Genomic DNA, 10,745 nt, shown 5'->3' on the forward strand with positions numbered 1-10,745 from the left:
CTACAATCATCACCGAGGCCACACCTCACTCAAGGGTCAGCCACCAGCAAGCCGCGTCACTAACCTCCGTGGGTAATACATCTAGGCCCGAAGGTTCTCGCGTGACGGGGCCGCTGGAACATGACGCACGTTAGCGGCTGCTTCCGGGCCCTTTCCCTCGCTGGAATTGGACCTGTGCGTAACACCACCCAGCGGATTGTTTGGAGGCCGGATCATGACGCGAAGCAACGAGACTGAAGGGCACACGGGCGAGCCTGGTGGCGGGCGAAATTCACGGGATGCTGAGGTCCGCGGCCGCTATGTCACAGGAAATTACAGTGAGGCCGGCGCTGAGGCCGGCCGCCACTCTGGTGAGAACGAAGGACAGTACACCGAAGGCGATTATGGTGCAGCCGGCAGCGAGGGAGCTCTGGCCCCGTCCCCGGATGAAGATACAGAGGAAGCAGGGCGCTTTGTAGAGGCCGACTACGGCACCGCCGGAACGGTTCAAGGCCGAACCGCAGGGACGGAAATTGGCCAATACGCCGAGGGCGACTACGGTCCGGACGGAACCGTGGGCCCCCAACACAAAGGCGGAGCAGGCAAAGAGTAATGACACATCTGATCTGAGGGCGCCGACTCCCCCCTCGGAGTCCGGGAGCGGCGCCGGTGGGGACACCACCGGGACGATCCGCACGTGCCGCCGTTAGCGGATGCGGGCGTGTGGACTGCTGTTCAGGGATCGACGTACCCACCAGAACGCGACGCAAATCTCCACAGCCCCGACTGTGCGGGTCAGCCCGGGCCGCTCGGCGAAGAAACTGATGAAGTCGCGCCACCGCTGCGGCCCGCAGGTCCACGTCTTCATGTGTTCGGCGGGCAAAAGCAGCCCCAATGCCCCGTCGCCGATCATCGCCACGGCCACCAGATCGACGACGCGGCGCCCGAACGAACCACTTTTGCTGTCCATTCCATGAAAGTACATCCGTGGGCGGGCACTGTCTACGGCGTGTCCTGACTCTCCGGGGGGCGCGCGTTGCTGGCCTCGAAGCCTCATTTGCTCGTGCCCGAGTGAGCGAGCATCGATGCCGGGGGCCGTGGGAATGCCCTTGTTGTGAACTGCGGTGCGGCTGCGTCCATGAAGCGTCCCCATTGGCCGCCGGCGAGGTCGGCGCCGTCGACGCCGTCGTAGTACCGCCCGTTGATAGTGATGTGTTGGTTGACCCATTGCGGCCCGGTGCCCTTATAGCTGCCGAACCAGGATGCGGTGGCGATGCCGGCGGTGGCGCCCACGGTCCAGGTCATGGTGTTCCCGTCCGTGGTGCCGGTTTTGGCGAAGATGTCGTAGCGCCTCTTGTCGACGGGGATGTTGTAGCCGGAACCTCGTGTCAGGACGTTTTTGAGCGCATAGGCCACGCCGGCGGCGACTGCGGGGTCGAGGCTCCGGTGGCAGTCCCGTCCCGGGACAGGGAGCGGGTTTCCGTGACTGTCGGTAATGGACGTGAGTGCCGCCGGGGCGCAGTAGATGCCTCCGCTGGCAAAGGTCGCAAAGGCGTTGGCCATGGTCAGCGGGGCGACGTCGACGGAGCCGATGAGGTTGGAGATGTTGGAGAAGTCGTAGGGCTTGTTGGTGTGTCCGTCCGTGATGCCGGCGGCCGTGGTCATTTTCTGGACATCGCAGAGGTCCAGGCGGCTGGCTGATTGGAACGTGATGGTGTTGATGGACTGGTAGAGGCCCTGCAGGACGGTCATCGGGTAGTAGTGGTTGGGGTCGTCGTTGGGCAGGAGGTGGGTTCCGGTCGCCGGGTCATAGGAGCCAGTGGTGGTGCCGCAGGTGTTCTTCCAGGGGAAGCCCGGCGGGTAGTCCCGGACGGCCCCGTTCAGGACGGTGTTCATGGATTTTCCGGCGTTGAGCCATTGGGCGAAAATGAACGGTTTGATGGTGGACCCGACCTGGAATCCGCCGGCCCCGTCCAGCGGTTGGCCGTTGGCATCGGTGGCCGGAAGCGCGAAGTTGCCCATGTAGTTTCCCGGGCCGGTGGCCGGGTTGTAGGCCGTGTTTTGGGCCATGGTGAGAATCTTGCCGGTGCCGGGCTCGATGCTGACCAGGGCCGCCCCGCGCTGCAGGGGATCCGCCCCCGCGATGGTGGCGTTGACCTGGTCCTGGGCGATCTGTTGCAGCCCGGGGTCCAGGGTGGTCCTGATGGTCAGCCCGCCGCGGTACAGAACGCCGCGCCGCGCGTCCTCATCGGCGCCGTAGGCCGGGTCGTTGAGGATCAGCCGTTGCACATAATCGCAGAAATACGTTGCCATGAGGGCAGCCATGCACCCTTGCGGGGCCGGATGGACGTTCAGCCCGATCGGGCTCTTGATGGCGTCGTCGTGCGCTGCGGCCGTGATTTTTCCTTGCTCGAGCATTTTGTCCAGCACGATGTTGCGCCGCGCGATCGCGTGCTCGGGTTCGGCCACCGGGTCGTAGTAGGCCGGGTTGTTGATGACGCCGGCGAGGGTGGCGGCCTGGGGCAGATTGAGGTCTTTGGCGTGGACGCCAAAGTAGTACTCGGCGGCCGCCTCGATCCCGTAGACGTTGTGGTTGAAGTAGATGATGTTGAGGTAGCCCTGGAGGATCTGCTCTTTGGAATACGTCTTCTCCAGGGCGACGGCGAGTTTCATCTCCCGGATCTTGTCTCCGACCGTTTTGGCCGCTCCCAGTTTGACCTGGTCCGGCCGGCCGGCGGCGATATGGGACTGGATGATGACGTTGTTGACGTATTGCTGGGTAATCGTCGAGGCGCCCTGGCGTCCGCCCCCCGCGGTGGCCGCCAGCGCCCTGAGGATTCCGGTCGGATCGATGCCGCCGTGTTCGTAGAACCGGGCGTCTTCGATGGCGACGATGCCATCCCGGAGGGAGGGCGACATCTGCTTTAGGGGAACACTGTCGCGGTTCTGGCTGAAGAAGGTGGCCATGACGGATCCGTCATTGGCGAGGACTGTGGTGGTCTGTGCGGGAGTGTCGATCTTCAGCTCATCGGGCAGGCTTTCGACAAGACGGGCTGAGAACCCTGCCGCCGAACCGGCCACGGCGGCGGCAGGAATCATCAGCCCCGCCACCATGACCCCGCACACCGCGCCGACAAAAAGAAAGAGCAGAAACCGTCCCACGGCAGTCCCGGGATGAGCCATTGAGATGAACCTTCGCTGTCGGGGCCATTGTCTTCAGTGCTGTCTGCGCGGCCGGCGCGCCGGCGGGAACACTGGTTGAGGGCGGCGCCGCAGCGGACCCGCAATGCATTCCCTCACGCAACATATGTACTATAGCAAGTATGAATTCCGGTAGTTTCTTCATCCCCGGGCGGTCCCGGCGTGGCCGCTAGAACCGTCCAACTCCGCGGCGCCGCCATCGAGGGCACCCTCACCGCCTCCCGCGCCCTCCTGGGCGTGATCGCCAGATCGCTGGCGCCGGTGATGGATACCGTCACGCTTCCCCAGTTCCGGGTCCTCGTGGTGCTCTCCAACTTCGGGCCGCTGCGCATGGGTGAAGTGGCCCAACGCCTGGGTGCAAACCAGTCCAGCTTCAGCCGCTTCGCGGACAGGATGGTCGCAGGCGGACTGATCGCACGCTCGGCCAGTCCCGGCAGCCGACGCGAAGTCATCATCTCCCTGACCGAGGACGGCGCCCGCGTCTACGCCGAGGTCACGGACGCGCGCAGGCGCGAAATTTCCCGGGTACTGGAGACGCTTTCCGGCCCGGATCTTGAAGCGGTCCGGACCGGTTTTGAAATCTTTGCCAGGGCCGCGGGCGAACCGTCCGCGGACGAGACCCTCATCCTGGGGATCTAGGCGTGGCGCCGGGTACCGGCCTGCCGCTCCCGGGTGTCGGAGACCCGGGCGTGGTGATGAGCGGGCCGATGTGGATGCCGGCCGAGCCCCCGACGCTGGCACGGGTCCTGGCCTGGCACCCCCAGCCCGTTCCGCTCCTGCCCTGGGCTGCAGTCATCCTGCTGCTGACGTACGGGTGCGGAGTTGTCGTTCTCCACCGCCGGGGCATCACCTGGCCCCTTGCACGGACCATCTGGTGGGTCGTCGGTCTGGGCATCATCGTGTTCGCCACCGCCACCGGGATCGAGGGCTACGGCATGGAACTCTTCAGCATTCACATGGTCCAGCACATGGTGCTGAACATGCTTGCACCGGTATTCCTGGTCCTCGGGGCACCGGTGACGCTGCTGCTGCGGGCGCTGCCTGCCGGGAGCGGGCACCGCGGCCGCCTGCGCCGCGGCGTGCTGTGGGTTTTCCATACGCGCTTCGCTGCGGTGTTGACGCATCCGGCGGTGACGTTTGCCCTGTTCATTATGAGCCTGTACGGCCTGTATTTCACCCCGGTCTTTGATGACCTCATGGGCACGTGGTGGGGGCACAACCTGATGCTCGTGCACTTCCTGGTCATCGGATTCCTCTACTTCTGGGGGATCATCGGCGCCGACCCCTCGCCCCGGAACCCCACCCGCGGATTCCGCAGCGTCGCGGGCCCCATCCTGCCGGTCCTTGAGTTGGCCGCAACGGCGCCGTTCCACGCGTTCTTCGGCGTCGTCGTCATGATGTCCACCGCACTCATGGTCAAGTTCTACGCCCAGCCGATACCCGGATGGCACCTTTCCCCACTGGCGGACCAGGCCGCCGGCGGCGGAATCGCCTGGGCATTCACCGAGCTTCCGACCCTGCTCGTCCTCGGCGCCCTTGTGGTGAAATGGCAAAAATCGGACCAGCGCGCAACCCGCGCCGCCGAGCGCCGCGCCGCCCGTGACGGCAACACCGAGCTGATGGACTACAACGCCTACCTGCAATCGCTGCACCGGCGCACGGGATCCGGGCGCTGACATGGTCCCCGCAAACCAGGCCGGACCGGTCCTCTACGCCTTTACCCTCGGCCTTGCCGCGGCCTTGAATCCCTGCGGCTTCCCGATGCTCCCCGCCTACCTTGCCCTCTTCACCGGCACACCTGACGCTACGGGCCCCGCGGCCGCCTCCGGGACCGCGCGGATCACCCGGGGGCTGCTGGCCGGCGCCAGTGTCAGCGCCGGCTTCGTCACCGTCTTCGGCGTACTCGGGCTGCTGCTCGAAGGCGGTGCCCGGCTGGCCACCGGCTGGCTGCCCTGGGTCATGGCCGCCGTCGGGATCGCAATGGCCGGCGCCGGAATCTCCACCCTGCTCGGCCGCGCACCCGCCCTGTACCTGTCCGCCCCACGTTTCCGCACGCGGCGGTCAGTGCTGGCCATGGTGGCCTACGGGGTGGCCTACGCAACAGGCTCTCTCAGCTGTTCCCTGCCGCTGTTCCTGGCCGCCGTAGCCAGCTCCGTCACCGGCCAGGGATTCCAGGCCGGCCTCGCCACCTATCTTGCCTACGCCCTGGGAATGGGACTGTTCGTGACTGCCGCCGCCGTCGTCACCACGACGCTCGGCTCGGCCGCCGTGCGCCGTGCCCGGACCGCAGGGCGCTGGCTGGCTGGCGTCTCGGGAATCACTCTGACGCTCTCAGGAGCCTACCTGGCCTACTACTGGCTGACGGAACTGCTGGACCCGACGGCGGTGTCACGTGTGACATCGGCGGTCACCGGAGTACAGGGCTGGTTCGCCGCCGGTATCGCTGCGCAACCGCTCCTGTGGGCAATACTGCTCGGCGCCATCGTGCTGGCCGCGATCGCCGTCGTCATCCACAAGATCACCACCGAAACGCCGGACACCGCGCCCGGACGCCGGGAAAGGCAGCACCGCCCGTGAACACCACACCGTCACCCTCTGACGCCGCCAACCGCACACACCGGAGGGGCCTTGCTGTGGCCTGGGCCGCCGCCGGGCTGGCCATCGCCGTAGCCCTCGCCGGAATCTTCATTGCGGCCCTCCGGCCGGACACCCCGGCCGGACCCGCGAATGCCGCCGCGGCCCAGCCGGACAGGAGCTCGGCCGCGGCCCAACTACTGCAGCTCGACGTCATGTCCGCCCCTCTGGACAGCGCCCCGGACTTCACCCTCACCGACCAACACGGTAAGAACGTCAGCCTGTCCCAATACCGCGGGAAATCCGTCGTGCTGTCCTTCAACGACGACGAATGCGAGGACCTGTGCACGCTGCTGGCCCAGGATGTCGCCGCCGCCAACACCGACCTGGGCACGGCCGCCACCGACGTCGTCTTCCTCTCCGTAAACGCCAACCCCCTGCATACCGCCGTCCAGGACGTGAAAACCTGGACCGAAGTCCACGGCCTCGCCTCCGCCACTAACTGGGTCTTCGGCACGGGAACGCCAGCACAGCTGTCCACCGTGGCAGCCAACTATCACGTACCGGTCCGCGTCGACTCGAAGACCGGCGAGGTGGTCCACGGATCCGAACTGTTCTTCATCGACCCCGCCGGCAAGGAATCGGCCATCGGGCAGTTCGGGACCGGCTCCGCGAACACGGCCCTGTTCGCCCAGGCCATGGCCCAAACGGCGGCCGATCTTCTGCCCGGCCGCGCCGGTGCCCCGGTTGGCGGTCCCGCACCCTCCGGCAACGCGCCCGCCGGACCGGCGACACTGGGCCAGCCGGCCCCGCCCTTCACCCTGCCCGTGCTCGCTGACCCCGGAACGCAGTTCTCCCTGGACAAAGCGAAGGGCCAGTACACTGTCTTGAATTTCTGGGCCAGCACCTGCGGCGCCTGCGTCGGGGAAATGCCTGAACTGCAGAAAGCCCACAGCGGTCTGGGCGCGTCCGTGGCATTCCTGGGAATCGACGTCGCCGACCCCGCCGGCCCGGCCGCCGCTCTGGCCGCAAGGAGCGGCACCGGCTACCCGTTGCTGACCGACACCAATGGCGCCACCGCCGGGGCCTACCAAATCACCGGACTGCCCTTCACCGCCATCATTGCACCCGACGGCACACTCGTCGTCCGTCACCCGGGAACCTTCAGCGCCGAACAACTCGAATACGTCCTCCACACCCTCACAAACGCCCCCAGCTGACCACACGAATCACGGCTTCGACCTTGCTACTTGCCACAACAGACAGCAACGGACGACCATGAGCTGAACGAGCCTCGAGATCGGTAGGGATGCATCCATGAGCGGGTTCAGGAACTACTGGTATTACAGCGTCGGCCTGGCCATCGCTTGGGCGGTTTTGCTCACGCTCGCGCTCACGATCCTCGGTCCTCAGGGTATGCGGACGTGTCTCCTCGTGTTCGGAGGTTTCTGCATCGGATGGGTGTCGACCACGATTGCCAGATTCGTCTACCCTCCCCCAAATCGCTGGACCTCGCCTGAGCACCACGCGTGACGGGCAACACCAAAGACAACTCGGCGGTGGCGAAGTGTTCCCGTCTCTGCGGCAGTTGAGCAGCCCGGGCTTAGGCGGCGCTTCCCCGCACCTTCCCGGCCGGCAGAATCATCGGCACGGCACAAAACTGCGTCCCGGGCTCTGGACAGTCCGCTGGCAAAGAGTCAAGAATGAGCCAGCGGGCGTCGGCTGGACTCCTGCGCTCCCGACGGGGCTCCTTAACCCGGCGGATCCGATCGTTAAAGGCCGGACATGAAAGCCGTCGTTGTCGGTGCAGGTATTGCAGGCCTCGTCGCGGCCCGCCAACTCGGTTTGGCCGGCTGGGACGTCGAGGTCCTCGAGAAATCGGCTGCGCCGCGCCCCGATGGCTACATGATGGACTTCTTTGGTCCCGGTGTGGCGGCGGCTGAGCGGATCGGCCTTTACCCGCGGCTCGCAGCGGTGGCCTACCATGTCGAAGCAGCCGAGTATGTCGATGCAACAGGACGCCCCACGTCCAGCCTCGACTACGACCAGTTCGCCCGGCTTGCCGGCGGCAAGGTCCTGAGCCTGCTGCGTCCCGATATGGAGCGGGCCGCCCTCGCGGCGCTCGACGACGTTGCCCCGGGCCGGGTGCGCGTCCACTACGGGATGCCCGTATCCCGGGTCTGGAACGATGACGACGGCGTGCGGGTCGCCGTCGGTAACTCGCCGGACGTGACGTTCGCCGCGGACGCCCTGGTCGGCGCTGATGGCATCCATTCCGGCGTGCGGGCCCAGGTCTTCGGCCCGGAAGAGGAGTACCTGCGCCCCCTGGGCATGCGTGCTGCCGCGTTCATCGTGACCGAACCGGTCCTGAATGCCCGTTTCCGGAACAGGTTCATTCTCACCGACAGCATCGACCGGATGGCCGGACTCTACTGCCTCCGCTCGGACCAGGTGGCTGCATTCATGGTCTACCGGGATGCCACAGGAGCGCCAGGGCACCAGCGGTCCGGGAGCCCGCGGGAGCGGCTGCGCCGCGAGTTCGCCGGACTGAGCCACGCGGTCGACCGGTTGCTGGAACTGTGCCCCGAGCATCCGTATGACGATGTCGTCGCCCAGATCGTGATGCCGGGCTGGCAGAGGGGGCGGACTGTCCTCGTGGGGGACGCCTGCGGGGCCGTCTCCCTCCTCGCCGGTCAAGGCGGCTCGCTCGCCATCGCCGGCGCCGCGCTCCTGGGAGATGTCCTGGGACCCGTCGCTTCACCTGAGAGGATCAGTTCCGCCCTCACTGAATTCGAGCAGCGATGGCAACCCGTGGTCGAGGAGGCCCAGGCCGCCGGGAGACGCACCGCAAAATCATTCCTGCCCGCCAACCGGACCCAGCGCCTCCTGCGCCGGTGGATCATACGAGCCACCCATCTGCCGGGAATCGACCGCCTGGTGGCCCGCCAAATCGTGGGCAGGATCGCAAAATAGTCCCGAACCGGGACAGCTCCATAGAAGCCCTCGCCACGATGGCGGCCACGGCGCCAAAATTCCACATACGGCCAGTTCGTCTCGCCACGACCATCTGGAAATACTGAATACCCCGCTATCCACACCACGCCACAAGACGAAACGGCCGGCTCACTTTCCCCTTAATTTGGCTCCCCCATGTCTCTCTCCCCCTGACACGGCTCGCCGCGGAACTGGGAACGCACCGGCCCGCAGGGCGCAACGATCGAGAACGACTTCATCTCATTCGCGCCTCAGGCGCCGATTGTCAGCGTCTATCCCGGTGAAGGCTTTGTGAGCCAGAGCTGCGGCGGCTGGACCAAGGTCGGCTGACCTCACCAGGTTGGGGAAGATCGCCCTTAGGACCAAAGCGTTCTTCTCGGCAGCTTGGACATGGCCATAGCCGAACGCGTCCCACATCCTAGGTTCTACGGGGGTCCGATGAGACTCCGGCGCGGTACGACGTCGTTTGTGCATGTCAGGCAGCGTCGGGCGCCTCTCTTGCGTGAGCCACAGGTGTGGGCGTAGTAGTTACTCCGGGTCCGAAAAGGATCGGGACGGAAATTTACGCCAGGGGTTACGTGGTGTCGCCGGCGCGATTAATGGCGCGGTAGACGGTTGAGCGCGCCACCGCGAACGGCCACTGGGGGAAGAGCGGTCAGTGCGTTACCTCTCGCACCTTCCCTCCCGGACCCGGCTGTGCCGGGTCATCCTGAAATCCGTGACAGGCGGCGGTCCCGCCAGCCCATTGGCCGACGTGCCGGGCGCTCATCGGCCCGGTAACCGGGTCACCTGCGCCTGCCTACAGCTGACTGAAACGAAGCGCCTGGGGACAGGATCTTCAGTCTTGGAACTCTGCCGTCGATTCCCGGTTCTCGTCGACGGATCTCAGCGTCCACTCCCCCGTGTTCTGGTCCCGGACCAGCACGAACGTCACCAGCGGCTGTGTGCTGCTGTCGCTGCGGTTTCCGGCGGCCCCGCTCGTGCTGTGTTCCAGGCGCGCCTGGGGCTGCCGTCGATCCCGCCGCTCTCCCGCGGCATCCTGGACTCCCGCTCCCACCATGCCGTGCGCTCGTACCAGCGGACAGGTTCCTCAGCGACGCGCCAGCTTTCGCCGGCGACCCTGAATGCCAGCGGGACGCCGTCCGGCGACATGCTGACCTCCAGGTTTTCCATGGCCCCCACGCTACGCGGGCCTCCTGCCTGGCTCGCTCACATTTGTGAATTCCGGGATGCCGAATCGCTTCCCAATGAGTATGCGGATGGCCGCTTCTAGGGGCTGATCTTCCAGCTCAACGCCCTCGCCCCCGTAACGAATTCCCGTTTCGTCGCCCACCGCCTCGATGCCAAAAAGGTTGAGGACCTCGGCCACGCGCGCCCGATACTCGGTGGCGGTCATTTGGCGAGACACACGAACTGGGATTGTGCTGAGGGTGCGCGCGACCCCAGCCTGGATGGCTTCATTCACTTGCATCCGCCACAGACATGACCAGCGGGCCCTCGCTGATCACTGTCCAGTAGCGCATTCCAGAAGGCATCTGGACCGGAAAAGTTAGCATAGTCATCTCCTATGCCAATTATTTCCGCCGTGACGACGAACACCTGACCGACACGCTAAGAGAACCCGTCGTCCACCAAGCAAGCGATCCAGCTTGTGCCACAGTCCACTACAGACGATCGGACCCCATAGAACCAAGGAACTGAGACGGTCATTGCAGGCAGGACGTTCCCTCGTTGACCAGGCTCACCGAATGACTACCTCAGACACTTCTAACCGCAGCGACTATTTGAACCCACTCGGACGTCTTGTTCACGCACCCGGCATCCTGATCGGGGCCGCAGCCGCCCGGGCAGTGGACCGGGGCAGCGAACCATCGCAACGAAAGAGGACGACGGCGGGAGGTCCCGCCGTCGTCCTCGATCCCGTCGGTGCGTCAGACGAGGCTGTCTTCCTTCTCGCGCTGGGCTGCCCGGATCGCATGGGCGGGCGCCGCCGTGTG

Annotated in this window: 10 protein-coding genes; 6 read left to right on the plus strand and 4 right to left on the minus strand. The window is 65.8% G+C overall.

Features of this window, described 5'->3' with window-relative positions; genetic code table 11:
* Positions 1-685 precede the first annotated feature (685 nt).
* Positions 686-949, minus strand: coding sequence for a hypothetical protein (locus tag BJQ90_RS12055; protein ID WP_226760495.1), 264 nt, complete (start codon positions 947-949; stop codon positions 686-688).
* 83 nt (positions 950-1,032) lie between these two features.
* Complete coding sequence (locus BJQ90_RS12060; protein WP_226760496.1) at positions 1,033-3,162, minus strand: transglycosylase domain-containing protein; 2,130 nt, start codon at positions 3,160-3,162, stop codon at positions 1,033-1,035.
* 180 nt (positions 3,163-3,342) lie between these two features.
* Between BJQ90_RS12060 and BJQ90_RS12065 the strand changes: the two genes are divergently transcribed.
* From BJQ90_RS12065 to BJQ90_RS12085, 5 genes are all read left to right on the plus strand, one after another.
* Complete coding sequence (locus BJQ90_RS12065) at positions 3,343-3,819, plus strand: MarR family winged helix-turn-helix transcriptional regulator (protein ID WP_226760497.1); 477 nt, start codon at positions 3,343-3,345, stop codon at positions 3,817-3,819.
* A 2-nt stretch (positions 3,820-3,821) separates the two neighbouring features.
* The gene (locus tag BJQ90_RS12070; protein WP_226760498.1) at positions 3,822-4,856 is read left to right on the plus strand and encodes a cytochrome c oxidase assembly protein; all 1,035 of its coding nucleotides are present in this window, start codon (positions 3,822-3,824) and stop codon (positions 4,854-4,856) included.
* A 1-nt stretch (position 4,857) separates the two neighbouring features.
* The gene (locus BJQ90_RS12075; RefSeq protein WP_226760499.1) at positions 4,858-5,757 is read left to right on the plus strand and encodes a cytochrome c biogenesis CcdA family protein; all 900 of its coding nucleotides are present in this window, start codon (positions 4,858-4,860) and stop codon (positions 5,755-5,757) included.
* Complete coding sequence (locus BJQ90_RS12080; RefSeq protein WP_226760500.1) at positions 5,754-6,974, plus strand: redoxin domain-containing protein; 1,221 nt, start codon at positions 5,754-5,756, stop codon at positions 6,972-6,974. Before BJQ90_RS12075 ends, BJQ90_RS12080 begins: the two co-directional genes overlap by 4 nt.
* A gap of 565 nt (positions 6,975-7,539) precedes the next feature.
* Positions 7,540-8,727 (plus strand): FAD-dependent monooxygenase, encoded by a 1,188-nt coding sequence (locus BJQ90_RS12085; protein ID WP_226760501.1) that lies wholly within the window; start codon positions 7,540-7,542, stop codon positions 8,725-8,727.
* A 951-nt stretch (positions 8,728-9,678) separates the two neighbouring features.
* Here the strand turns inward: BJQ90_RS12085 and BJQ90_RS12090 are convergent.
* Positions 9,679-9,921 carry a hypothetical protein gene (locus tag BJQ90_RS12090; protein ID WP_226760502.1) on the minus strand — a complete coding sequence of 81 codons (243 nt, stop codon included), beginning with the start codon at positions 9,919-9,921 and terminating at the stop codon, positions 9,679-9,681.
* 10 nt (positions 9,922-9,931) lie between these two features.
* Complete coding sequence (locus tag BJQ90_RS12095) at positions 9,932-10,144, minus strand: hypothetical protein (protein WP_226760503.1); 213 nt, start codon at positions 10,142-10,144, stop codon at positions 9,932-9,934.
* 352 nt (positions 10,145-10,496) lie between these two features.
* Between BJQ90_RS12095 and BJQ90_RS12100 the strand changes: the two genes are divergently transcribed.
* On the plus strand, positions 10,497-10,745 hold a 249-nt coding region (locus BJQ90_RS12100; RefSeq protein ID WP_226760504.1), incomplete at its 3' end, for a hypothetical protein.

Source organism: Arthrobacter sp. SO3 (assembly GCF_020532825.1).
Taxonomy (GTDB): domain Bacteria; phylum Actinomycetota; class Actinomycetes; order Actinomycetales; family Micrococcaceae; genus Arthrobacter.

Excerpts from the sequence above, each read along its gene's own strand:
- BJQ90_RS12095 (WP_226760503.1), bottom strand. The coding sequence starts at position 10,144 with ATGACCGCCACCGAGTATCGGGCGCGCGTGGCCGAGGTCCTCAACCTT.
- BJQ90_RS12055 (WP_226760495.1), bottom strand. The coding sequence starts at position 949 with ATGGACAGCAAAAGTGGTTCGTTCGGGCGCCGCGTCGTCGATCTGGTG.
- BJQ90_RS12075 (WP_226760499.1), top strand. The coding sequence starts at position 4,858 with ATGGTCCCCGCAAACCAGGCCGGACCGGTCCTCTACGCCTTTACCCTC.
- BJQ90_RS12090 (WP_226760502.1), bottom strand. The coding sequence starts at position 9,921 with ATGGAAAACCTGGAGGTCAGCATGTCGCCGGACGGCGTCCCGCTGGCA.
- BJQ90_RS12060 (WP_226760496.1), bottom strand. The coding sequence starts at position 3,162 with ATGGCTCATCCCGGGACTGCCGTGGGACGGTTTCTGCTCTTTCTTTTT.
- BJQ90_RS12085 (WP_226760501.1), top strand. The coding sequence starts at position 7,540 with ATGAAAGCCGTCGTTGTCGGTGCAGGTATTGCAGGCCTCGTCGCGGCC.